The sequence below is a fragment of the Streptomyces sp. NPDC016469 genome, from assembly GCF_040632905.1.
Taxonomy (GTDB): Bacteria; Actinomycetota; Actinomycetes; order Streptomycetales; family Streptomycetaceae; genus Streptomyces.
This window is the reverse complement of the sequence record NZ_JBEYCQ010000055.1, coordinates 1-22,985: the sequence shown is the minus strand read 5'-3', so window position 1 is coordinate 22,985 and position 22,985 is coordinate 1. Positions and strand designations below refer to the sequence as shown.

Below are 22,985 nucleotides of genomic sequence, written 5' to 3'. Positions count from 1 at the left end.
TCTCGAACCGGCCCATCCGCAAGCCAGTGAACGTCTCCACCCACAACGGCTCAGCCCGCAACACCCCACCCATACAAGAGGAATGCCCTATCCCAGACGTTCTGCAACAACTTTTAGCGTGGTGGCATCACCGGGCGCAGCCCAACATCGCAAAGACCCCTGGGTGGGAGGGGGCCACATTCGGCTGTACCGGCTGGGAAGATCCGCTGTGACGCTGTCGAGATTCCTTCGAACACTGCAGACGGCAATGTGCATGTCCTCAGGCGGCGATGTCCTCAAAGCCCTGCACCAACTGGCGTGCGGCGCCGCCCGGATGCCCGACCCCTTGAACGTCCTCATCCCACGTTGGGACAGTGCCCAAAGCTTCATCTGGGATCCTGGCGACTACGTTTACATGCTCGGAGCCGGGACTGCGGTCGTGCTCCCTCGAGCGGTGGCCCTGCGGTCGGCAGCCAGGAGCGAGACCACCTCGGCGCGCCATCGGCGACTGGCACTCCTCCTCGCCTGCCTGTCGACCAATGCCGGGCTTGCCCACATAAACCCCGGCGCCGTCAATCAAGTCGCCGGTTTTTGGGCGCGCCAGAGCGCCCTCTGGCTGGGGCGCCCCTACGGGCCCGACTCACCCGCAGCCGACTACTGGGGGCTGGAAACACGCTCGTACCTGGACAGGTCTCCTACCAAGGCTGGGGTAGGGCTACTCCGCGGCGGAGACCTCTTCCCGGCAACGGGCATTCAGTCGCCCAAGGCCTATCCGTGATTGCCGTGCTGTCCCTTCCTCCGTGCTGGCCGTGCCGCCGAAGGGGCAGTCGTCTGGCGTCGGGCGGCAGGTGCTGTCGCCCGCCACGCACGAGAGGCGGACCTTAAAGGTGACGATGTATGTGCGCCGGGTTACGTTGATCTTGGTGGCGCGGTGCCGCCAGACACCATGACGACATCACGCATTCAAGGTCAGTAGCCATTCGGCTGGACTCCCGGGCCGCTCCCTCGATCCACGGGCGCAAGGCAGCAGCGAGGGCCCGAGGCACGTCGTGCCGCAACACGTCACCAGTTGCCTGGCGGGTCGAAAGAGGGGTCCACATGTCGGTGACCCGGACAACGGTAGGCGCCCCAGTCCCATGCACGCGAACGAATAGGTCGTCAGTTCGGCAGCACAGAGGATGCGACGAGCGCTCCCAGAGCTGCACCAGCGATCGCCCCAGCGGTTCCACCGACTCCAGCTCCGGCGGCTGCGCCAACTGCCGCGCCACCGGCGACACCGACGTCCCTCCAACTTCTCTCAACACCCAGGCCGGGGCCCAGAGTTGCGCCGATCATGCCGCATAGTGAGGGGGATCCGTCAGGGGTGACTACTGGCGGCATGTTTGCTCGAGCGCCAGAGGACGCGCTGAGCAGAATCTGCACATCACCCTCGTCAAGGATCCCATCTTCCTTGAGCCCGTTGAGCGTCGCCTCGAAGTGCTTCCTCTGAACCTCTGGGGGGGCCGTCTTGAAGAGCTCCAGTTCGCGCGTGACCGAGCGGATGATCCACGGCAGCTTGTCGCACCATGGAGTGGGCCACCATGGTAGGGGCCGCGGAATGTCATCCCACGGAGGTACGTACGGCCGGTGATCCCCGCGGGGTTCAGGTCGAGGCGGGCCATCGCTGGGCTGAGGCTGCCCGGTGACTTCGCGTGACATAACCGTTCTCCTTCGGCATGGCTTGCCTGTCCGACGGCGTAAGATCCGGCGCCTGGTGGCTGACTGGGGCATCTGAGAAAACCTCACTTGTTATGTTGCGCCTCTGCAGCTACACACGCATCTGCAGCAACGGAATGCCAGGGCTGGGGTGCCTGTTCCGTCTGGCGGAGTGACCAGACGCCTGCATGTCGCCCGGATAGCGGAAATCGCCTGCTCGTCTCGGGATCAACCCTCGCTGCATGCTGCCCTACAGCCGTGCCGCCGGGACGGGCTGGGAACGACCATTCACGACCTTATTGTTCACAAGGCAATTATTGAATTGCGCTACAATAAATCAGCGCAGCGGTTGCATGAACAGCGGAAGAGTGGCCTCCTGGAAGAGGCGTGGCATCATTGGATGGATAACGCTGCGAGGGTCCTTAAGGTACCCAACTCTCGATGAGGTATTAGTCCGCAGAGAGTCTCCCCGTCCCCTATTGCGATCTCATAAGGTTCAGGTCCTCGACCCGTCCATTCAGTACCTCAACTGCACGGCGGGGATGATGCCCTGGGAGGCGAGGGGATCGCAGCGTCTCCCGCGGCGATGCAACCGTGGCAGCGGTACGGGGCGAGGCCGCCACTGGACGAGACGCTATGACGTACTACGGATTCCAGGCTGGTCACTCACACGTACTGAGACCCAGAGGGCGACCTGCACTCCAATCGCTGGATTTCCTGCGCAATCCGTTAGCACACGCACCTTGCGAGGAAGACTCAGCGGGAAAGCCCCTGAGTGTGAGGAGTGGTTCCATTGCCTGAGATCGTAAGACTGCAACCGGAGAAGAGTGATGGCTACCTGCCACCTATGTGCTACATCAAGTTCAGCCAAGAGGAGTTCCCGACGTTCCTCGCCAACCCCACAGGCACGCTCAGAGATCTGGGCTTCGCGGTGAACAACGTGTCAGTGGTTGTGAAAGACCACGTCTGGGACGGCAGGAAGCAGACGTGGATCACAGACCAGGACGATCCAGTCGTCCGGGACTTGCCCACGTCCAGCAGTTGGGGGTGGGTGTGCGGGTACCAGGACGAGCAGTGTGTGTGTGAAAGAGTCCTCATGTAGTCCCAGCTGACGGCCCAATTGCATTGAATGTGAGCCGAAGCACCCGGTGGTCGAAGTGCTAGATCGATTCAACGTCGACCGCCAGAGGCTTCGGCTCACATCAGATAGCCGAAATGGGCTTACTGGCACCGGGAGTCCGCCGGAGGGGGATCGGATTCATTTACAATGCGCAGCATTTCGGCAGAAGGCGCAAACTGCTTCGTCACGATCTGTGGGCAGCGTCGACACATGTCCGTGCCCTCCTGATGAAACCAGCGACACTCCGCCCGGATCGGACACTTGGGCAGGTTGATGACCACTTCGTCCAGCAGCATTGTGCTGCGCGAGGCGATTTGGCAAGCTGCATTCTTGAAGTGAATGCAGCCGCCGGTACGGCAAGTGGCCGCGAACCGAAAGGCCTCGGTGGGAGCTACAGGTCCCGCCATGTCGATGATCTCTGGAGTCACCGGCATTGCATTTTCGGTTGGAATGATTTGCGGCTCATTGGCTGTTCCAGACACAATTCCGATCAGAACAGACTCGGGATGCGCGGGTGCGCTGGGACAGAGGAGCTCTTCGTCGCTTTTGTTCATCTCGTCGTGCGACTTCAATGCTACTGGCCGGGCTGGTACGGCTCGATACTATTCACCTGGAATCCGCCTGTGGCCGCATCTCGCTCCAACATTACTTCGAAGAGCGCTTCTGGGAAGAATCCGGCAACAATAGGTCCGCGAGATTCGATGTCGCCAGGAATGTTCCGGGCAGCAAGTGCGATCGCCACGCCCTCGGCGGCAGCCCTTGCGATTTGGTCTGGAGAAATCTTTTCGGTGTTCATCCATCCTCCGGTCGATTTTGTGGATGCCCCAAGGATTTGGGAGGCAGCGTCGCCATTTCACCAGTCAGGTCAGACGGCACCAAGGTGCCGCGCCGGTGATGGGTCTGGCCGAGGGACACGCTCGCCCGCACGGCTGCAGAACCCGATGCACAAGAGGCTCACAGCGGTCGCGGAACAAACCACCAGCAGCGGGCGCGGAGCGGAGTCTTCGAGAGGGCCCAGCAGGCGACACTACCGGCCTCGACGTCCACTTCCCCTCGGTCTCACCCCAGTCCTGCGGGACTGCGCCAACGACAGCTGCGGCCGTGGTCTTGGATGACAGACGGGTTCAACACCGGCACCTTCGACGCGAACGCCCAATTCATCGCCGTCATCGACGGCCCGTGGTCGGGCGGGTTCGCTGCTCGTCGTGCGCGAGGGGCGTATCAACAGGCTCGTCGTCTTGGATCAGGCGATCGTGGCCAGTACCACGCAAAACATCTGCCTCAACCCGGCGTGAGGATCCCGGACAGGGTCGCCACCGCCGGGCGGCGCCGCGCCCAGAACGGCGACGACACCCAGCGGGCTTCGTCGGTGTAGGCCCGGGTGTGCAGGGCGAGGTAGCGCGCCGTGATCCCGTCGATGAAGGCCCCGTACGCGGCCAGGGCGCCCGCTTCGCCGCGCAATGAGCCATCAACGGCCGCGGCTGCGCGGGCACCAGTGTGCAGGGCCGTGAGGATCCCCTGGGAGGAGAGCGGGTCGCAGGCGAGCGCGGCGTCCCCGGCGGCCACCCAGCCGTGCCCTGCCGGCGGAGCGAGACGCTGCCCATGGGCCGGCGCCCATCGCGGTTCCGGCAGCTGCCCGGTGGCGTAGCCGTCCAGCCGGGCCCGTACATGTCGGGTGCCGCACGCCCCCTCCAGAAATCCGGCGGTAGTGCGCAGCCGGGGTTCGACCAGGTCGAGGTCCGTCAAGTGAGCAACCAGCCGCCCGGTCGGCACCCGCGCGGTGTACCACCAACCGCCCGGCACCGACTCAACGAGCGTGCGCAAGTCCTGGTCGGCCGGTACGGGGCCGGTCAGCAGGGCGTATTGGGCAACCAGTCGATCCTGCCGCAGCCGTACGGCACCTTGCCGGGCGATCACCGCGCGCCGACCGGTGGCGTCCACCAGCCAGGCGCAGGCCAGCTCCCTCTCCACCCCACGCTCGCGGGCTGCCAGCCGCCACGCTCCTGGCCGGCCGGCCAGGCGCACCGCGACGCCGCACACGGGCCGAGCTCCGGCGTCCTCGGCTGCATCGCGCAAGAACGCGTCAAAGCGGACGCGGTCCAGATGCCAGCCGTGGCCATGTGGGTCCATGATGTGATCGCGCCCGTGCAGGCGCTCCGAGCCCCAGGCGGCGTCGGTACCGGTGCAGGGCAGGTGCCCGCCGGCGTCAAGCCCGGCCAGCAGCCCGAGGTCGCGCAGCAGAGGCCGGGCGGCGGGCGGCAGGGTCTCGCCGAGCCGGTACGGGCCTGCTCCCTGCGGCCCAGGGAGGTCGCGCGGCCGGGGGTCGAGGAGCAGGACCCGTCGGCCCGCGCGGGCCAGGCACAGCGCCGCGACCGACCCGGCCGGCCCGGCGCCCGCCACGACCGCATCGATGCCGCCCGTCACTGGCGGCCCGGGAAGCGGGTCATCTTGTTGATGAAGCCGGCCGAGACCTCCTCGTCGGGTGGCTCGGCCATCGCCACGGCTGTAGCCACGGCGTCGGCCCGTACCTCCGGATCGGCGGCCTCCGGCACGTGCAAGGTGATCAGATTGCGTTCGCGGGGCTGTGCGGGCTCGGGAGGGAAGGTCACTTCTGACTCCACCAGCATGGTCTCGGGGAGCCCAGGGATATCCTGCGGGCCTGGGCGACGTTCGATGATCCCAAGCTTGCCGAAGTCCCTGACCATTTCGTTTATCTGGGTCTCGTAGCCGGTGGGCAGCCAGCGCAGCCACACGGACCGGCGCTCGAAGGCGAGCTGACGCTCCTCCTGAGGCCGCGCGGGGTCCATCGCGATCGTGTACTCCTCCTCGGCCAGGACGTGATTGGGCACCTTGGCCGGCCAGAACGTGGGCAGGTACGGGTTGTAGCGGGTCCCGAAGCCCTGGTCGTAGCCGGAGCGGCAGCTCGCCGTGTCGGTGTGCCAGGGGACGGCCATCCACCGGGTGAGGTGGCCGGGCCCCTGCGCGTACAGTGGACCGTCGACCCCGAGCGCGGCCTGGGGCGTGAGGACTCGGCCGTAGCTTTGGTCGGGTAGATCCGGGTCGCGGTGTTTGATCCGGTAGGGCGCCGAGTACATCGTGGCGTGCCGCATCGGCCAGGTGAGCTCGCAGCCGGGGTGGAAGGCGTCGGCGAGGCAGAACGACAGCGCGGCCCGGTCCAGCGTCGCGGGGCGCTGGGCGAGCGGAACGTTCTCCAGCCTGGTCACTGGCGGGGAGGTTGGATTGAAGTCCTCGACGAAGGCGCCGTCCATCCAGCGCGTCAGCAGGTCGTACTGCAGGGGTGAGAGGGCGAGGTGCTGGCGTGGGGAGACCGGCGGCAGATTCACGGCGTCGCCGTACACCGGGGGCCAGGGGACGGTGGACATGCCGTCGCGGTCGAGGTGCCGCAGCGATGCCCAAACCTGGCGCCGCAGTTCCTTGTTGACCGGGTCCTTGCTCGCCAGCCGGGTGAGCCGTTCGGGCGCCAGCAGATGGTCGCGGCCGCCGTGGCCGAATTGGACGGCGAGTCCGTGGTTGACCCACTGCAGGTCGCACAGCCGCCTCAGCACCGGCAGCACGTCGTGGGTAAAGGAGACCTGCTGCTGGCGTGGCAGCAGCCCGGCCGTCACGTAGGTGTCGCGGAGCAGGTCGTGGAGCGTGCGGACGGACTGGAGGCCGGGCGCGTAGTCCGGGGGCGCGACGACGACCCAGGCGGGCTCGACGGGGATGGTCCGGCCGTCGATCCGGACCTCGGCCCGCACCGGCCCGTCGGCGATGTCGTCGTGCCAGCCGTCGTTGTTTGCGTAGTCGGTGGCGGGGAGGTTGTCCGCCGAGGCCGCTCTGCCGCGGCCCCCGAGGAAGAGGAGCCGGCCGGCCCGGTCGGTGCGCAGTTCGCCCAGGTAGACGGGAGTGCCCATGAACGTGCCGGTGTCGAACCGGAGCTCGGGCAACCCGGCCCGGTCGCGGCCCCGCACCGACCGGGGACCGGGGTCGATGACCAGCCGGCTCCGGGGCCGGACGGTGATGTTGCGCAGCCTGCTCTCCGGGGCCTGGGCGGCCTCCGGGATATCCAGGGCGAGTTGGAACTGGTACCAGGCGGCTTTCTTGTTGGCCACGTGCACGGTCCACCGCAGATCAGCGTTGTCTGCGGTCAGCTCGGCGACCGGCTCCCCGGCGGCGTTGAAGCCGTACACCCGGAAGCGGGCCGCCTGCCGCTTCAGGGCCCCGGTCGCATCCTTGTACGACGCCTCGGTGGGCGCGTCGTCGACCTCGGGGGCGAGGAAGAACTCCTCGGCGCTGTCGCCGACTCGGGCCACGCCGATCGCCGGGTGGATGGCGGCGCGGACGATCCGGGTGTCGCGGCCAGGCGGCTCGGTGGAGGCCGGCCGGGCGGGGCCGGGCTCGGTCACGGGGACGCCGTTGGCGTCGCGTCGCCGGGCGGCCGAGGTGAGGTACACGATCCGGCGAGCCTCGGCGATGCTGCCGGCCGGGCGGTGCTCGGGCAGGGAGTGCCAGGGGTTGAAGGCGAGGTTTTCGCCGTACGCGGCCTGGCCGCGCGCCTCGATGTTCTGCTGATGCAGGGTCAGCCTGGCCACCCGCACCGGAGCGCTCGCCGCCTCCTCCCAGCGGACCGTGGCCCGGTCCAGAGGCATACCGTCCGGATCGGTGCGCAACTGTACGAACAGGTCGAAGGCCGCCTCCCCGGCGGCCAGCCGGTGCCGCAGGTCGCCGCGGAAGAAGGACGGGTCCTCGTCGGGCGGCACGGCCTGCGGATCACCGTCCGGGCAGCCTGCGGGGACCAGCTTGTACTTGACGTGACGCTCGGCCCCGAAGCCGTACGGAAGCACGCTCCAGTACGTGGCCGTCAGCGTGCTCTTCTCGGCCTTAGCCATGTCCTGAAGGACCGTCCGGGTGACCGGATGGCTGTCCAGATAAGCCTGGAGAGTGTTGTCGACCACCCCGGCCCGGGTGAATTCGCACATGTCGTGGGCAGTGTCGACGAAGAACACGTCGTGGTTCTGGAGCAACAGGTCCTGGGTGTCCGCGGCGCCGTCGTCCGCCAGGAGCTTCATGCCAGGCACCCCGAAGAGCTTGATCCCGATGCCGAGGGTGGTGCGCAGGTCGGGTCGGGTGGGCAGGGTGTCGCTGGAGAACCGCACCCAGGCGGTCAGCCCGCCCTGGGAGCGGGCGGCCTCCAGGAAGCCGACGCGCAGTTCCTCGGGCAGGTCGGCGTCGACGGTGAGGACACCCCGGGCGGAACCGTGCGCCTTGAGGAAGACGGGCCGCAGCGCGGGTTCCTGCCCCTGGGCGATCCGCCTGCCCTGCACGACGTCCACGAACATGGCGCGCAGTGCGCTGGCGGGGGCGTCGGCGCAGTCGGGCAGGGGTTCCATGGGTCCGGACATGGCGGGCCTTCCGGGCGGGGTCTTTCTGCCACTGTCCGTGAGGGATCTCAAGGGTCGCCAGCCCGCCGGGCCCAGGGGAGTGAAGGGCGCTTCCGCCGTGGGGGAGGGCAAACGCTGCTACTGACCTTCAAAGCGTGGTGTCGTGGGGCTGACGGCAGTCATTGGCAGGGGGACGCAAGGGCGTGCATGCCAGGCAACACCTGAGGTGGTTGCCTGGCTGGAGAAGGAGTTTGCCCCTGTCCCATTGCCGTCATACCCGGCGTGGTTCGAGCCGATGGGAGTGCGCGTTCGGTGGTTTTCTGCCGCTGGTCTCCTGCTCCGCCTAGAACCCGGCTCGGAGGGGACGGAGCTGGTCGTAACGGGTAGGACTGAAGCTGATCTCCAATGGGCAATCGGAGCGATTCCTGGCGTCTGGCCTGACGCCGAACCGATCGTGACCCGCGTAATCGACGATTGCGACCTTGTCCTACCGTTTTGATGATCACTGCGGCTGTGTAAGAGCCAGCGTCCGCAACGGAGTGGACGACGTTCGCCTCAACGGGGCTCGCCCCGGCATCCTGCCGCCGGGCGGCCCCGAGCCGGCGGCGGGAGCTCTTAGGTGATGGGTGGGCGAAGCGGGATGACGTTGTCGGCAACCGGGGCAGGGCTCGTTGACGCGCTCGTCTTCGATGAGAACGGCGCCGGCCAGGGTGAGGTTGGTTACCAGTTGGCGAAGCTCTTCGATCTCGGCCTTCTGGTTCGCGATGGTCCTCTTGAGTTTGGTGACGGTGTCTCTGAGTCGTTTCTCCGTTTCTGGAATCTGCCTGGTCTCCTTGCGGATGCGTTCCTCGAACTCGCGCTTCAGGTCGACGTGTCTCTTGTAGAGAGCCATGCGGTGGACGCCGGCTTCGGCAGCGAGGGCGGCCGCGGTCATACCTCCGTTGGAGACGGTGGCCTGGCCCGTGAGGAGCCGTTCCATGGCCTCGCGGATGCGGGTCCGCTCGTCGGGGTGGTCCTGATTCATGTCAGGGCCTCGGCGGTCTGGGCAGTGGCGTCATGGGCGTCGGCCATCTTGCGGAAGTTGTCGGCGTTGCGCCGCAGTCCTTTGGCGAGCCTCTCCGGAACGAGGCTGGCCTTGAGGTCGATCTCGTCGGCCTTTTCCCGCATCTGATGTGCGTGCATGTCGGTGCGGACGGTGTTGTCGCAGCCTTGCTGGCAGGCGTACTGCCTCGGCGCGGTCTTCGCCCGGGTCAGGTTCGCAGAGTGCGTTGTCGTGCTTGAAAGCGCAGATCAGGAATGAGTCCGGGTTGTAGTAGAGCACGACGCCGTCGCGGGCGAGGAAGGCGGCGGCCTTCTTCGCGAACGTCTTGGGGACGATGCGGCCGCCGCGCTCGGGCGTCTGCTGCTGGAGCTCCTGTGCCACAGCGTGTGCCTGAGCGGGCCTGCCGGGCATCGCCGACACCATCACCCGCTTCACCGCGAACATCCTCACCGACTGACCACGGCGACGTCGCCGGCGTCCTGCGCCAGCTGGAGGCTGCGGGGATGCGGCAGGCGATGGAGGCGCACCCGGCGCACCGCACCACCACGTAGCCACACCACGGGCGGCGGTGGTGGTGCGGCGCGCATCCGAGGCGCACCACCACACCGCACCGAACCCTCGTGGTGCGCTCCACCGAGCTGCCGCCAACCTGAATTCGCAGGTCAAAGGGCTGGTGTGGTCGGTCCTCAGAGTGCTCGTGCTGGTCGTGGGCGGAGCCCATCGAGAAAATCGTCTGACAGAGGTCGGGATTGTCTCCGAAACGGAGTCAGGGGCGGCGCTCTCACCCGTGCACCTGGGCTGGGGGCGCAGTCCGCTGCTGGCCAGCGCATGACATCCTGGCCGAGTGCTCCTGAACGATCTTTCCAGCAGTGTCGACCTCCGCCCAGTGCGCTATCAGTTCGCCACCGTTCGGGGCGACTCGTACGACGACAACTGGCTGGTCATTGAGGGCACGGTGGCGACTCCTGGGGGAAAGTGGTCCTTCGCCGATCCGTGTCTGCTCACCGATGAGGCCCGCCAGGTGTCCGCGTGGCTGCGCGCGGTGGCTGCAGGGACGGTGGACGTCACCAAACCTGATGCCGAAGGTGAGCTGTCGCCGGACACGTGGTTCATCGAGCCGGTCGTGGCATTCAGCCTCGCCCATCGAATCGAGAGCGGGACCGCGGTGATCCGCGTTCATCTGTCTCTGGAGGCGGCACCTCCGTGGCAACAGGGCGATGATGGGGCTGACATCTGCCAGTACGTCGTGGAGGTCAGGTTGGACACCGCAACGCTGCTGCACGCTGCTGACGAGTGGGACCACTCTCTGGCTTCCCTCCCGTCCCGCTGATCCAGCCACCCGACACTCCCCGGACAACCGATTCCTACCTGCTGGGGTCGGGTGCCCCTCTACGATCCGGTGCATGCTGGATCCCGAACTGCTAGAACGGATCACCGCGCGGCGCGCGGAACTGGACGAACTCGAAGAGCAGTTGGCCAGACAGCTGGCGGAAGTGCGAGCCGAGCGGGACGAACTCGCAGTCGCCGAGCGCGTTTTTGAACGGATGACCAGGCAGCTCGCCGAGGAACGCCCCTCCGCCGGTCCGGTGCTCGGGCAGGTGGGCGGCCGGGCGGTGATGCTGATTCCGCACCGTGAATCGGGCGTGGAGGAGGACTCGCTGCCGTGGGACTATCAGCGCATACTCGTCGCCGTGCGGCAGGCCGCCGGACCGGTCATGGCCCGTGAGGTCGGCGAGGCGGTGGGCGTGGACGTCAGCGTGAAGGCCAAGCTGGAACCGCTACGCAGCAAGCTGATCAGACTCGTCGATCGCGGCTGGCTCCGCAAACTGCCCGACGGCCGGTTCACCACCCGCCTGTGACCAGGAACACCGGAAATCGGAGTGGACCGGCGTAGGCGTAACCAGGGTGTTCCCGGCGGCCGTTGGAATTGTGTGACGAATGCCAAAGAGCACACAGAGGACACCTGCCCGCCTGTCTACCCGTGCCGTCTGACGTTGTCCACGCGCACCGTCAACCACCTCGCCGATCTGCTGCGGCGTCACCTGAAAGTGATCCGGTCACGATGGCGGATCTTGCCGCCCGGACGAATCGCGGTGATCGTCCTGGCCGTGCTGCGCCACGACCAGCGCCTGGCCGACATGGCTGGCGGAAACGATGTGTCCGAGTCCACCGTCCGCCGCTGGCGCGACGAGGTGATCGCCCTGCTCGCCGCGCAGGCCCCGCGCCTGGACCGGGCCCTGAAGAAGGTCGCCCGGCAGGGCGGGGAGGTGGTCCTGATCGACGGCACCCTCATCCACACCCAGCGCTGCACCGGGAAGGCCGACCGGCGCAACTACTCCGGCAAGCACCGCCGCCACGGCCTGCACTTCCTCGCCCTGACCGACGAGAAGGGCCGCCTGATCTGGATATCCGCCGCCCGGCCCGGCCGCACCCACGACAACACCGCCGCCCGCCACGACCACATCCTGTCCCATCTGCGCGCCGCCGGCCTCGGGGCCCTGGCGGACCTCGGCTTCCGCGGCCTGGACAACGGCGTACTCGACCCCGTGATCGTCACCGACTCCCACGCCAGCCGCACTCATAAGCTCACCCCCGGCGAGAAGACCGCCAACCGCGTCCTCGCCATCGGACGCCCACCGGTCGAGCACGGCTTCGCCCACCTCAAGAACTGGCGGATCCTCACCAAGCTCCGCACCGACCCCGCCCAAGCGACCCGCCTCCTGCGTGCCCTGCTCGTTCTGACGAACCTCGAAGTCAACCGCTGACAAACGATCTACTCCGCAGACAGCCGCCCACGACCAGCACGAGCACCCCGAGAGCCGGTCACACCAGCCCTTTGAACTGCGACTTCAAGCTGGCGGAGGCTCACTGTGGCGTCCACTCGGTGGGCTCCACCGAGTGGACGATGCCGGGCATCGTCACCGCAGCAAGATGTTGAAGTGCCGCACCCGGGACAAGGCGCGGGCATCACGGCGCGCGGCCGCGCTCCCGATCCGGCTCTGCCGAGAGCGGGGGCCGGCGCGACTCCCCGGCTGCCAGGCGGCGCTTGCCTGCGTCCTGGAGCCGCTCCCGCTGATCGCCCCATTCCTTCTTCTCGCGCGCCTAGCTGCCATGGCTCTCCTGCGTACCCGGCGGCCCGGCACCAGCGCGTTCCTCGCGGCCGCCGTCCCTGTCATCCTCGCGGCCTCCCTCACCGGCCTGACCCCGGCTCACGCCACCAGCCCGGGCGCAGCCGCCGTGCCCCAGGGCAAGATCGCCTGCCCTGGCGGGTTCGTGTGCATCTACCCCGACATCAACTTCGTCGGTCAGCCCTACGTCAAGCGCGCCACCGACGGCTCGGTGCGGCACCTGCCCGACTCCATCCGCGGCGCCGGCAGCTCCCTCATCAACAACAGCGGGCGCACCGCGAGGGTCTACGCCAAGGACAACTACACCGGATCCCACGTCTGCGTCGGACGCGAAGGTGGCACCATCGCCGACCTTCGCTCCTACGGCATGAACGACGCCACGCACTCGCTGAAGAACAACGACACGCCCTGCGGCGCCTGACGCAACGGAGGCGGCGGCTGCCCGGGCCGAGGCCATCGGCCCGGGCAGCACCGTACAGCTGCGCCATCGATTGGAAGCAGTTGCTGTACGGGGGACGGACGCGTACGAGAAGGTCGGAGCCGAAGGGCAGATCGACTACTTCCGCCGCCACTACCCCCTGGTGCCCGGGGCCGGCCCGCTGCCCGCTGAACGTCGAGGGCGTCAGCCGAGGCTTTAGCACGCTGTCGTTGAGCGGTTGGGGCCGGACGAGTGGAAAGAGCCCTCCGACGGGGTGGTCACGAGGGATAGGCGCCGCCCACGGGCGGTGGCCGGGAGGCAACGACCGCACTCGGGCGGGTCCCGGCCCGGAGGGAGACGTCTCACCCGCCTGCGGTGAAGATCCACGGGTGAGGTGCTCCGGACATCGTCGTGGTATTTGCGGGCAGGCGGATAGCAGACAACTTGACGGAGGAAAAATGGCCGGACTGATCAGCCGTATCAAGCAGTTCACCCGCAGCCCACAGGGACAACGGACGATCGCCTCGGTCCGGCGGGCCGCCGCCGACCCGCGCAAGCGCGAGCAGGCGCGCGGGATGGTCGAGCGGTTGCGCGGACGCCGGTCCTGACCTCGGCGCATCAGTGTGAGGCGGGTGTTCCGGGGTCGGGACGTAGGCTGCCGGGCCGGGACCGAAGCGTTTGTGCCGGTGGTCTCCGGGACGTCGAGCCGGCCGAGGGCCGTGATCCCGGCGGGCCCGCGTCAGGTCGGAGCGCGGTTGTCCACCGGTGCAGCCTCAGCGCAGCAATGTGTCGAGGAAGGGGCTGGACAGTACGTGGTGGGGGTCGAGCCGGTCTAGTACCGCCACCGCGTCGTCCCAGCCCGGTCCGCCCGGGCCAGAACCTCGTCGACATCGGGCAGTTCGTCCTCGCCGGTCGGCGGCGTCTGAATACTCACCCGGGCACCGTAGGACGTAACGGCCCGGCCAGGGACCGAATCCGGCGCAACGAAGGCCCCACCGCAGTAGCCCGGCTACACCAGTTGCTCCGGCGTCACCAGCCCAGGAGCGGGCCGGTGCCGTCGAGTTCGCGTACGTGCACCCGGGTCCGGGACTGGCCGACAACGATCCGCGCGAGCCCCCTCCAGCTCCGCCCAGGTACACGGCAGCAGGACGTCGTCCAGCACCATGTACGGAGCCGGCCTACACGACGCCGCCCCCAGACCCGGCCCCTGGCCCTCGCGCCGTACCCGTAAGCCGATCGTCAGCCACGGCCCGCCGGCCAGCGCCGGATGCACGACTTCCCAGCCCGCCACTCCCCCGTCCGGGTCGCGTCCGACCCCCGAGTATCGCCCCCGGCCCCCGGCCCCCGGCGCAAACGGCCAACACCCGCGCCAGGCGGGGGGGGTTCAGGCCCTGCACCACCTCGCCGACAGAGGGCGGCACGAGATCGGCGACCGAGGCGTCGATCGGCCGACGAACTGCAGGTCGTGAGGGGCCGTCAGTGCCTCGGTCGGCGGGCCCTACATCAACCGCGCGTCCCTGCTCGCGCCCGAAGCCGCGCCCCCGGCGGGCGCTGCAGGCGCGGGCGGGGCGGTGGCCGAGCCGGTTTCGGTCGTGGGCGCGGAACGGGTGATGGGAACCGGCCCGGACGCGCCTGCAGCGCCCGCCGGGGTCGTACGAGCAGGAGCGGGTGTTGTAGGCGGCGGAGGCGGTCAGGGTGCGGTCGATGCCCTCGCCCCCGGCGCGGTGGGTGCGGCCAGCAGGCGGTCCATGCGGTCTTGGTAGTGGTGGAGGTCTTGGGCCCAGCCGGGGACGAGGAGGTACTGAACGGTGCTGAGGGTGATCGCGGCCTCCCCCAGCCGGCCGGTGGGTGCGACGCCTCCGGTGCGGGCCCAGTGGTCCCACATCACGTCGTCCATCAGCTCGGTCAGTATCCCGGCGTCGGTGTGTTCCAGGAGCAGTTTCAGCAGCGTGGAGGAGGCCTTGGTGCAGGCGCGGACCGCCTCGCACAGCAAATCTGCGTCGGCGTGCTCGAGGGCGTGGGCCAGGCCGGGCAGTCCGTCTGCCAGGGGGACAGGGTGCGCAGGTCGGTTCCGGCGTGGTCGGCGGCGAGGTGAGCGTCGGTGATGCGGTCGAGCTGCTCGGGCGGGCCGGTCCACACGCTGCGCCAGGCGTCGGTGAGTTCTTCGACGCTGACGTCGGCCGTGCCGCCCGTCAGCAGCCGGGCGCCGGTGCGGACCAGGGCGGTGTCGAAGGGGTTGGACACCGTGCGGGGTTCGGGCAGAGTGATGCCCGTGGTCCGGGCGTGAGCGCGAAGAAGGCCGTCCAGGTCCCGCCCGATGGTGCGTCGACTGCGCAGGAGCTGCTCGGCGAGGCCTTGGCGGGTGTCGAAGGCGGTGTCGCTGTCGCCGTTCGGGATCTGGGTCGGGGTGATGCCGGCCTGGCGCAGCGGTAGTTGGACAGGGCGCGTTCCGTGGCGGTGGGCGGGGTGCGGGTCATGGTCGGCTCCTGCGGTCCGGGGCGGCGAGGGTGTGGACGGCGGCCGCCGTGGTGAGCGCGCTGGCCCATTCCTGGCTGCGGGCTGACAGTACGGCGGTGGTGGTCACCAGCAGCCACAGCAGTGTCCGGTGGGCGGTATCCGGCCCGGGCCGGCGGATCTTGTTCACGCTCAAGGGCCCTCTCGTTCCGGCCCCTGGGTGGGGCGGCGCCCCTATCTGGCCACGCGGGTCGTGCGGGGGCGGGAAGAACCTCGCAGGGCGGTGCACGAGCGCTCGCGGCGAGCTGCTCAACGGCCTTTCATAGGGCGGGGGATCGGTGGAGGCGGGGCGGTTCGGGCGGGACGTCGCTGACCGGGCATGCGCGTCGTCACCCCGGGCCCTGTTCGAGAAGCTGAAGGAAGGCGTGACGGCCTACGCGGCCGCGCTCGCGAGCAGCCCGGACCGCTGGGTGGTGGAGCAGGCCGTCCGTGAACAGCTCACGCACCACAAGCTCGCCGACGACCGGCTCTTCACCACCTACTCCGAGCCCCTGCGCGCCTGATCAACACCCGGAAGTCGGACGATCCTGGGCCCGGCAGGCCCGTACCGGCCGACAAACAGACGGCGGACGGTGGCCGATCGGCAGCCCCTGGCACCATTCGGCCTGCCCCCGACCAGGCCCGCTCTGGAAGGCCCTCAGGTCAGGGCAGCGTGGCGCCAGTTTCGGTAGCCTCCATCAGGTCTGGCCGCTCTCCGTTCGCCGGGTGGACAATCCGGATGAGACCACCGTCGTGCAGGTCGATCATCGCCTTATAGAGCCCGAACCGCTTCTCCTGCCATGCCACGCGCCGAGGGTCGTCCTCGGTGGCGCCTTCGCTGGAGACGTGCAGGAGGCGGCTGCGGTACCTTGTTGCGGCCAGCGCGAGCCGGATGGGGCCCTCCTCCGGCCGTGACCGCCCAGTCGGCTTTGCTGCGTGCGTCAGGCCCTCCGGCAGCCGACTGGGCGGAGGCCGGAGGAGGCGGCGGGTACGACGGCAGGCGACAGCCGATTGTCGGACTTCCCCACTACTGTCGCCGCATGATCTCGAACCCCGGCACCGACGAGGCCGCCGCAGACCAACTAGCCCCATACCGCGCGCTCTTGGAGAGCGGGGCCAAGCCCGCCCAGGCCCGGAAGGCCCTACGGCAGCTGGTGTTGATCGCCGATGGCGGGGAGGCGATGGAGCTGGCCGGCCGCTTGGCCCCGGTCGCGGAGCTGGCCTCGGACACCCTGCTGCAGCTGTGGCTGAAGACGCCGCACCCGGACGCCTTCAGCGCCGCCCTCCTCGTTCCCGCTTTCCGCCGCGAGGGCCGTATCTCCGTGCGGCTGCGCCGGATGACATCGCTGGCGGGGCTGCGGCACCTGACCATGCTGCGCAGCCTGCACGTGGACCGCTGCAAGGAGATCACCGATCTCACCGAGGTGGGCGCGCTGACCGGGCTGACGCACCTTGACCTCAACGGCTGCGCGGGCATCGAGGACCTCACGCCCCTGAGCGCCCTGACAGAGCTGACCGGCCTCAACCTGCACAGGTGCCGTGCGGTGTCCGACACCGGGCCGCTGCTGCCCCTGGGCCGGCTGCACGTCCTGGACCTGAGCATGACCCGGGTGAGGTCCACTCCCGGTTTCGGCGCCGCCTTCCCCCTGTTGGAGTCCCTCACCCTGCGCGGCTGCCGCTCCTTCAAGTACGCGGGCGACCTGGCCGGGCTGACCCGGCTCACCACCCTCGACCTCGGCTGGACCGGCGTCCGGGATTTGCAGGGGCTGCGCGGGATGCCTGCGCTCACCACGCTGGACCTGCGCAGTTGCGGCCAGTTGCGCGACCTGACGGGCATCGACGCCGCCCCGAACCTGACGGAGCTGGACCTGACGGACTGCTCCCGTCTGCGAACCCTGCGCGGCCTGGGCCACCACCCCCGTATGACCGAACTCGTGATCCGCGGCTGCCCCGCCCTGCTCGACCTGCACGGCATCGAGGCGCTGACGAACCTGACCCGGCTGGTCGTCGTGGGCGGTGAACAGCTCAGCTCCCTCAAGGGACTCGGCTCGCTGAACGCCTTCAAAGAGATCTTCTTCCAAGAGTGCACGTCCCTGGAGGACTTCTCCGAGCTGAGCCGCCTCCCCGCCCTGCGGCACCTGGGCCTGCGCGGGCTCACCCAGCTCCGGGACCTCTCGCCGTTCGCCGGCGTGCACGGCCTCACCGGCCTGCGCACGATCTACTGCGACGGCCTGACCGACCTCACCGGCCTGGGGCACCACCCCTCGTTGACCGAGTGGGACATCATGGGCTGCGCCAACCTGCGCACCCTCGGCCACCTCGATGACCTTCCGGCCCTGAGCAAGCTGCGGATCAACCAGGCGCCGGCGCTCATCGACCTGGGGCGCCTCGACGGCCTGCCCTCCCTCACCGGGCTGTCAGTGACGGACTGCCCGGCGCTCGTCGACCTGGGACGCCTCGACGGCCTGCCCTCCCTTGACGGGCTGTCATTGGGAGGCTGCCGGGCGCTCACCGACCTCGACGGGCTGGCCCACGCGAATGTCTCCACCGTGTTCATCGGGGGCGCCCAGGACCTGACATCTCTGCGCGTCCTGGAGACCTGTCCCAACCTGCGCAACCTGTCGATCGCCGACTGCCCGCGCGCCGAGGACTTCCCGGCCGCCCCGCTCACCAACCTCACGGTGAGGAACTCCGGGTGGACGGACCTGTCCCGTCTGACCGGCCATGCCTGCATCCAGCGGCTGGACATCGCCGACATGGACACCCTGCAGGACGTCAGCGCCGTCACCGGGATGCCGCACCTCAGCGGCCTCCGCCTCGGCAGCCGCCAGCTGACAGACCTCACCCCGCTGCTCGACGTACCGTCCCTGCGCGGCGTCCTCCCCCCGATCGCGATGGCCTGGCAAGCCCTCCACGGCAACCCCGACCCCGTCCTGGCCGAACTGCAGGAACGTGGGGTGACCCTGGAGTCGTGGTGGCGCTAGTACTGCAACGGTCTTTGCGGTGACGGGTGGGCAGGTCTTGATGGGATGTGCCCTCGTCGTTTGTAGTGGCTGGTGCGGGCTTGGTGTTGTCGTCTTCTGTGCAGGATGTGCTCGATGGGTGCGGGCCGGCGGTGGGTAAGGCGGTGTATCAGGCGTCTGATCTCGGCGAGGCTGTAGTGGATGAGCTGGGAGGATCCGTTTCTGCTTTCCCGGGATCCAGTTCGCGCGAGCGCAGAACGGTCAGGCAGGCGTGGGTGGCCATCGCGAGGGTGATGTGCCGGTTCCAGCCGTCGTTAGCGGCGGACCTGGTAATCGTCCAGGCCGCATTCCTGCTTGGCGCTCTGGAAGCACTCCTCAATAGCCCAGCGACTGCCCGCGACGTGGATGAGTTCATCCAGCGTGGTGTCGGCGGGGCAGTAGGCGATGTAGTAGGAGATCTCCTCGGGCCGGGCGATGCTGCGGCGGGCAATCACCCAGTGCTGCCGGTCGGGCATCCGGCCGCAGGAGGGCGACTCACAGCTGGCCGGTGTGGCGCTGGTGCTGCTGGTCCTGCGGGCGTTCTCGAACGGCTGAACCGCGTTGACCGGCGCGGAGGCGATTCCCAACGGGGTACCCGCCTTCCGGAAGCCGAAGTCGCGCAACGCGGCGACCACCCTGGCCGCGATGGGCCTCATCGCGATCACCATGTTCGTCGGTGTCACCACTCTCGCGATCGTCTCCGAGGTCCATATCGCCGATGACGCCTGCCGGCTCACCGGACTGGGCGAGGACTGCTCCGCCTACCAGCAGCGCACCGTCATCGCCCAGATCGCCGCCGCGGACTTCGGCGGGGAGAGAAGTGCCGGCTTCTCCTACATCCAGGCTGCCACCGCGCTCGTTCTGGTCCTCGCTGCGAACACCGCGTTCAACGGTTTCCCCCCGCTCTCATCGATCCTCGCGCAGCGCCGCTACCTGCCCCGCCAGCTGCACAGCCGCGGCGACAGACTCGCCTTCTCCAACGGCATCGTGGCGCTGGCCGACACCGCCGGCCTGCTGCTGTGGGGGTTCAAGGCCAGCGTCACGGCCCTGATCCACCTCGGGAAGCGTGAACAGGGCACAGACCAGTGACTGTCGGCGTCGACGGTTCCCCCTCAAGCATGAGAGCACTCGACTGGGCCGCCGACGAGGCCGCCCTGCCCGGCCGGCCTCTTCGCATCGTGCACGCGTCCGTATGGGAACACTTCGAAAGTGCCACCCCTGCGGAAGATCTCCCTGAAGGCGCCACGGAAGCCGCCGCACTAAAAGAGATCCTCACCACCGCCGAAGCCCGAGCCCGTCAGCGCCACCCCGAGATCCGGGTCCAGGCCGAAGTGCTGCCCGGGGAACCCACCGATGTCCTGGTCCACGCCGGAGAAGACGCCTTCGCACTGGTCGTCGGCCATCGCGGACACGATGCCCTCCTGCGCCGTCTGACCACCGGTTCCATCGGGCCCAGTGTGGCAGAACGAGCGTGGTGCCCCGTCGTGGTCGTAGGCCACTGCGCCCCAGAACGTCCCTCAGCAGACCGGCAGATCATCCTCGGTGTCGGGGAGGGAACCGACGGCGGCACCGCGTACGTCGCCTTCGCCCTCCAGGAAGCACAGGCCCGTGGTTGCGACCTGGTCGCGGTTCACGCCCGGGTGTCGGCTGCCGGTGAGTCGAGGCCCGGGGGGGTTTGCCGCGTTTCCTGGCGGCCCCCTCCTCGGTGCGGCACTCCCGGACCGGGCAACCCTCGAAAGCGGCGTCACCGTACACAGACAAGCCATCGACGGCCCCGCGCCCCACGTCCTGACCCAAGCCGCACACAACGCCGACCTGCTCGTTCTCGGACTCCGACACGTGCATGGCACGGTGCGCCGCGAACTCAGACCCACCCACCACGCCGCACTACGCCACTTGCCCTGCCCCGTCGCCCTCGTAGGCGTCCCCTGGCCTTCCCCACGAAGACCAAGGCTACCGACGTCGGGTGAAATCAGGGCGGCGAAGGCGGTTGGGGCGGCTCCGGGCCCGTGACTCCCGAGCAGACTGGATCGTAGAAGGTCCCGGTCACGGCAGACAGGAACCGGCGAGACGGCCGGCTCTGCCAGATGACCTACTGCTCAGACTGTTGCCCTCGACCAGCGTGAGCACCCCGATCGACTGTCACACCAGCCCTCCGAACTGCGGTTTTAAGTTGGTGGAAGCTCACTGGTCCGTGACGCATCGGCCCGGCGCCGGCTTGGCCCTCGCCTACGCGGTCACCGCGACCGGCACCGGTGTCATCCCCTTTGTCGTAGTCCTCCTCGCGGGCCTGTGCGCGCACGGCACAGTCAGGCGGCGGGCCGTCACTGCGGCCGCACTCGCGCTCTGTCTCGGTTCCGGACAGGCACTGCGCTACGCAGTCATGGCACAGGTCTCGCGTCCCAGACCACCGCGCGCCGACTGGGCAACGCTCGCATCGGGCGGGTCCTTCCCTTCAGGCCACGCCTCCACCAGTGCGATGACCGCGGGCCTTGTGATGGCCGCGCTGTGCCTGCGGGGCCCGCGTCTCCCGCCCGTGGCCGCCGTCCTGATCGGTATGGGCATGGCCGTGGGCCTGAGCCGGATCTACCTCGGCGTGCACTGGGTCAGCGACGTCATCGGAGCCTGGCTGTCCTTGACGACTACCTGGCTAACGCGTTCCACCCCGCCGAGCTCGCCGCCCGCCTGCGGGCAGCGAGCAGACAGACAGGCCCGAAGGGTCCGGCCGTCAACGGTGACCTGGTCCTCGACCCGGTGCGCTTCACTTGCACCGCCGCGGGGCAGCCCGTCGACCTCCTCACGCCGACTGAGATCGGACTGCTGGCCGCCCTCATCGCCTCGACCGAGGGCCTCTTACACCCCAGGGAGCTGGTCCGGACCGGTTAAGCAGGAGGCTTTCCCACCAGCGGCCGACAACCCATTCGGGGATGAAGGCGCCCACCGCCTCGTGAGGGGTCTCGCGGGAGAGCACTTGCGCCGGGTGAGTGGCGTTGAGGATGGCACTGTGAGTGGGCAGGCACCGGCGGGCAGAGACATGGGGCCACGCCGCACACCCACCCAGGGAGCCCTAGATGAAGCGTGCCACCATGGCCACCGCCTGTGCCTGCGTCCTGTTCGCCGCAGCCCTGACCGGGTGCTCCGAGAGTACGAGCGACACATCGCAGGAGGCATACGGCTCCACTCCAACTGCCTCGCCCTCGAAACCGGCCGACGTCGACACGAAGTCCGTGGACAAGCTCGGCGCCATCCTCGTCGACGAGAAGGGCCGCGCCCTCTACCTCTTCCTTGCCGACAAGAAGAACAAATCGAACTGCACGGGTGACTGCGCCAAAGCCTGGCCTCCGCTGCTCAGCAAGGGGCACGCCAAGGCCGGCAAAGGCGTGAACCAGAAACTGCTCGACATCACCAAACGCTCCGGCGGAGACCAGCAGGTCACGTACAACGGCCATCCCCTGTACTACTACGCCGGCGACAAGAAGCCTGGCCAGACGAATGGCCAGGCCCTCGACCAGTTCGGCGCCGAGTGGTACGTCCTGGACGCCAAGGGCAAGCAGGTCGAGAGCTGAGCCGGTAGAACGGCATGAGTTCACATCACGGCGAAGCCGACCGCAAAGCCTTCTCAACCAGTCTCGTGCTTGTCGTGCTGCTGCCTAGCGCGGTAGCTGTCGGGATCTACCTTTTCGGAACCCACCACACCCCGCGCTACAGCAACGGGCTCTTCGGAGAGCATGGCAACGCCGCAGTCGAACTCAAGGCCCAGCTCAGCACCGCCCTGCTCGGCTTCGCCATCATTCAGCTCGGCCTCGCCCTGTGGATGTACGGCCGCGTGCCCGGTACCCGCTCCGCGCCCCGGCCGGTGCGCCGGGGACACCGCGCGCTCGGGTTCTTCAGCTTCCTCTTCTCGCTACCGATCGCCTACCACTGTCTTACGACCTACGGGATCGAGACGATGTCCCCGCGGGTCGCGATCCACTCCTTCGCCGGATGCGCCCTCTACGGTGCTTTCGTGGCCAAGCTGATCGTTGTGCGCAGCAGGCGCCTGCCCGGCTGGCTGCTCCCAGCGGTGGGCGCCCTGCTCGTACTCGGTGTGGCCCTCCTCTGGTACACCGCCGCCCTGTGGGTCCTCAACGGCGACTCGGCACCAGGCTTCTCCTCCGTCTGAAAAACCCCGCTCCGGGCATGACCGTGGACTTTGGACTGTCTCGCATTGGGCCCTTGCGGGCAAATTACCCATGCAAGGTTCCTGCCCGGCAGCGCCCAGGCCTCGCTGAAACCATCACCGCGATATTCAGCTTCGTCGGCTTCCTCGTCGCCGCCCTTGGCCTCACCATCGCCCTGACCAAACGCTACTGACGCTGCGGCACCATCCCCCAGTGCACTTGCCGCAGTCCGAAGCCCTCACCGATGAACGCTGATCAGGTGATGTGCATCCCGCAGGGCCGCGCGTCACGACGCAGTCACCTTCTACGAGGGAAGCTGAAACCGCTCCGCCCGGGCCGACCCCGTTTGGCGATAGCACGCCGCAGCTCCCGGGGCGGTGCCGTCACAGCAACGGGCCGGGAGCTCCGCGCCGTTCCAGGCTCGGGCCCTGAGAGGGAGGTTCGTGAGGTGATGTCCGCTTCTGGGTGGGGCTGGGGCAAGGCTTACATCCGCTGGTCGGCCTCGTCCATCAACTCGTCGAGGGCCGCACGCGCGAGAGGAACAAAGCGCCGCTGCATGTCGTCCAC

The 22,985-nt window shown here is 68.4% G+C and carries 21 protein-coding genes and 4 pseudogenes; 15 read left to right on the top strand and 10 right to left on the bottom strand.

What is annotated here, in order from left to right; translation table 11 throughout:
- Nucleotides 1-2,467: 2,467 nt before the first annotated feature.
- Nucleotides 2,468-2,776: a hypothetical protein gene (locus tag ABZ565_RS34215; protein WP_361035905.1), complete on the top strand. Its 309-nt coding sequence runs from the start codon at nucleotides 2,468-2,470 to the stop codon at nucleotides 2,774-2,776.
- A 119-nt stretch (nucleotides 2,777-2,895) separates the two neighbouring features.
- On the opposite strand, the gene ABZ565_RS34210 is transcribed toward ABZ565_RS34215, so the two are convergent.
- From ABZ565_RS34210 to ABZ565_RS34185, 6 genes are all read right to left on the bottom strand, one after another.
- Nucleotides 2,896-3,348 (bottom strand): hypothetical protein, encoded by a 453-nt coding sequence (locus tag ABZ565_RS34210; RefSeq protein ID WP_361035902.1) that lies wholly within the window; start codon nucleotides 3,346-3,348, stop codon nucleotides 2,896-2,898.
- Between the two features lie 20 nt (nucleotides 3,349-3,368).
- Nucleotides 3,369-3,590 carry a hypothetical protein gene (locus ABZ565_RS34205; RefSeq protein ID WP_361035899.1) on the bottom strand — a complete coding sequence of 74 codons (222 nt, stop codon included), beginning with the start codon at nucleotides 3,588-3,590 and terminating at the stop codon, nucleotides 3,369-3,371.
- Nucleotides 3,591-4,075: 485 nt separating this feature from the next.
- On the bottom strand, nucleotides 4,076-5,194 hold the full coding sequence (locus tag ABZ565_RS34200) for an NAD(P)/FAD-dependent oxidoreductase (RefSeq protein WP_361035897.1): 1,119 nt from the start codon (nucleotides 5,192-5,194) through the stop codon (nucleotides 4,076-4,078).
- 20 nt (nucleotides 5,195-5,214) lie between these two features.
- Nucleotides 5,215-8,196 (bottom strand): LodA/GoxA family CTQ-dependent oxidase, encoded by a 2,982-nt coding sequence (locus ABZ565_RS34195; protein WP_361035894.1) that lies wholly within the window; start codon nucleotides 8,194-8,196, stop codon nucleotides 5,215-5,217.
- A 481-nt stretch (nucleotides 8,197-8,677) separates the two neighbouring features.
- Nucleotides 8,678-9,199, bottom strand: coding sequence for a hypothetical protein (locus tag ABZ565_RS34190; RefSeq protein WP_361035891.1), 522 nt, complete (start codon nucleotides 9,197-9,199; stop codon nucleotides 8,678-8,680).
- On the bottom strand, nucleotides 9,196-9,357 hold the full coding sequence (locus ABZ565_RS34185; RefSeq protein ID WP_361035888.1) for a hypothetical protein: 162 nt from the start codon (nucleotides 9,355-9,357) through the stop codon (nucleotides 9,196-9,198). Before ABZ565_RS34185 ends, ABZ565_RS34190 begins: the two co-directional genes overlap by 4 nt.
- Before the next feature lie 704 nt (nucleotides 9,358-10,061).
- Between ABZ565_RS34185 and ABZ565_RS34180 the strand changes: the two genes are divergently transcribed.
- From ABZ565_RS34180 to ABZ565_RS34160, 5 genes are all read left to right on the top strand, one after another.
- A complete protein-coding gene (locus ABZ565_RS34180; RefSeq protein WP_361035885.1) occupies nucleotides 10,062-10,547 on the top strand; it encodes a hypothetical protein in 486 nt (161 codons plus the stop codon).
- Between the two features lie 73 nt (nucleotides 10,548-10,620).
- Complete coding sequence (locus ABZ565_RS34175) at nucleotides 10,621-11,076, top strand: hypothetical protein (RefSeq protein WP_361035882.1); 456 nt, start codon at nucleotides 10,621-10,623, stop codon at nucleotides 11,074-11,076.
- A 72-nt stretch (nucleotides 11,077-11,148) separates the two neighbouring features.
- Nucleotides 11,149-11,982: a transposase family protein gene (locus ABZ565_RS34170; protein WP_361035879.1), complete on the top strand. Its 834-nt coding sequence runs from the start codon at nucleotides 11,149-11,151 to the stop codon at nucleotides 11,980-11,982.
- A 346-nt stretch (nucleotides 11,983-12,328) separates the two neighbouring features.
- A complete protein-coding gene (locus ABZ565_RS34165; protein WP_361035876.1) occupies nucleotides 12,329-12,766 on the top strand; it encodes a peptidase inhibitor family I36 protein in 438 nt (145 codons plus the stop codon).
- Nucleotides 12,767-13,221: 455 nt separating this feature from the next.
- Nucleotides 13,222-13,371: a hypothetical protein gene (locus tag ABZ565_RS34160; protein WP_361035873.1), complete on the top strand. Its 150-nt coding sequence runs from the start codon at nucleotides 13,222-13,224 to the stop codon at nucleotides 13,369-13,371.
- A gap of 1,082 nt (nucleotides 13,372-14,453) precedes the next feature.
- Here ABZ565_RS34160 and ABZ565_RS34155 read toward each other — a convergent pair.
- Nucleotides 14,454-14,756, bottom strand: coding sequence for a hypothetical protein (locus tag ABZ565_RS34155; RefSeq protein WP_361035870.1), 303 nt, complete (start codon nucleotides 14,754-14,756; stop codon nucleotides 14,454-14,456).
- An 83-nt stretch (nucleotides 14,757-14,839) separates the two neighbouring features.
- Here ABZ565_RS34155 and ABZ565_RS34150 point away from each other — a divergent pair, with 83 nt between their 5' ends.
- Nucleotides 14,840-15,196, top strand: coding sequence for a hypothetical protein (locus tag ABZ565_RS34150; RefSeq protein ID WP_361035868.1), 357 nt, complete (start codon nucleotides 14,840-14,842; stop codon nucleotides 15,194-15,196).
- Nucleotides 15,197-15,236: 40 nt separating this feature from the next.
- Here ABZ565_RS34150 and ABZ565_RS34145 read toward each other — a convergent pair whose 3' ends face one another.
- A complete protein-coding gene (locus ABZ565_RS34145) occupies nucleotides 15,237-15,413 on the bottom strand; it encodes a hypothetical protein (RefSeq protein ID WP_361035865.1) in 177 nt (58 codons plus the stop codon).
- Nucleotides 15,414-15,642: 229 nt separating this feature from the next.
- Here ABZ565_RS34145 and ABZ565_RS34140 point away from each other — a divergent pair, with 229 nt between their 5' ends.
- Nucleotides 15,643-15,780 (top strand): hypothetical protein, encoded by a 138-nt coding sequence (locus ABZ565_RS34140; RefSeq protein ID WP_361035862.1) that lies wholly within the window; start codon nucleotides 15,643-15,645, stop codon nucleotides 15,778-15,780.
- Nucleotides 15,781-15,919: 139 nt separating this feature from the next.
- On the opposite strand, the gene ABZ565_RS34135 is transcribed toward ABZ565_RS34140, so the two are convergent.
- A complete protein-coding gene (locus ABZ565_RS34135) occupies nucleotides 15,920-16,063 on the bottom strand; it encodes a hypothetical protein (RefSeq protein WP_361035859.1) in 144 nt (47 codons plus the stop codon).
- Nucleotides 16,064-16,296: 233 nt separating this feature from the next.
- Here ABZ565_RS34135 and ABZ565_RS34130 point away from each other — a divergent pair, with 233 nt between their 5' ends.
- Entirely contained in the window at nucleotides 16,297-18,240 is a 1,944-nt protein-coding gene (locus tag ABZ565_RS34130; RefSeq protein ID WP_361035856.1) for a leucine-rich repeat domain-containing protein, read from the top strand.
- Nucleotides 18,241-18,388: 148 nt separating this feature from the next.
- Here the strand turns inward: ABZ565_RS34130 and ABZ565_RS34125 are convergent.
- Nucleotides 18,389-18,728 (bottom strand): annotated as a pseudogene (locus ABZ565_RS34125) (IS701 family transposase); the annotation flags it as partial.
- A 1-nt stretch (nucleotide 18,729) separates the two neighbouring features.
- Between ABZ565_RS34125 and ABZ565_RS34120 the strand changes: the two are divergent.
- The 6 genes and pseudogenes from ABZ565_RS34120 to ABZ565_RS34095 form a co-directional block, all read left to right on the top strand.
- Nucleotides 18,730-19,317, top strand: a pseudogene (locus tag ABZ565_RS34120) (DNA-binding protein); the annotation flags it as partial.
- Nucleotides 19,318-19,376: 59 nt separating this feature from the next.
- Nucleotides 19,377-19,691 (top strand): annotated as a pseudogene (locus ABZ565_RS34115) (universal stress protein); the annotation flags it as partial.
- 950 nt (nucleotides 19,692-20,641) lie between these two features.
- Nucleotides 20,642-20,854: pseudogene (locus ABZ565_RS34110) on the top strand (phosphatase PAP2 family protein); the annotation flags it as partial.
- A 475-nt stretch (nucleotides 20,855-21,329) separates the two neighbouring features.
- On the top strand, nucleotides 21,330-21,824 hold the full coding sequence (locus ABZ565_RS34105; RefSeq protein ID WP_361035853.1) for a hypothetical protein: 495 nt from the start codon (nucleotides 21,330-21,332) through the stop codon (nucleotides 21,822-21,824).
- A 74-nt stretch (nucleotides 21,825-21,898) separates the two neighbouring features.
- On the top strand, nucleotides 21,899-22,420 hold the full coding sequence (locus ABZ565_RS34100; protein WP_361035850.1) for a DUF6529 family protein: 522 nt from the start codon (nucleotides 21,899-21,901) through the stop codon (nucleotides 22,418-22,420).
- A 17-nt stretch (nucleotides 22,421-22,437) separates the two neighbouring features.
- Nucleotides 22,438-22,611, top strand: coding sequence for a hypothetical protein (locus ABZ565_RS34095; RefSeq protein WP_361035847.1), 174 nt, complete (start codon nucleotides 22,438-22,440; stop codon nucleotides 22,609-22,611).
- The last annotated feature ends 374 nt before the right edge of the window (nucleotides 22,612-22,985 follow it).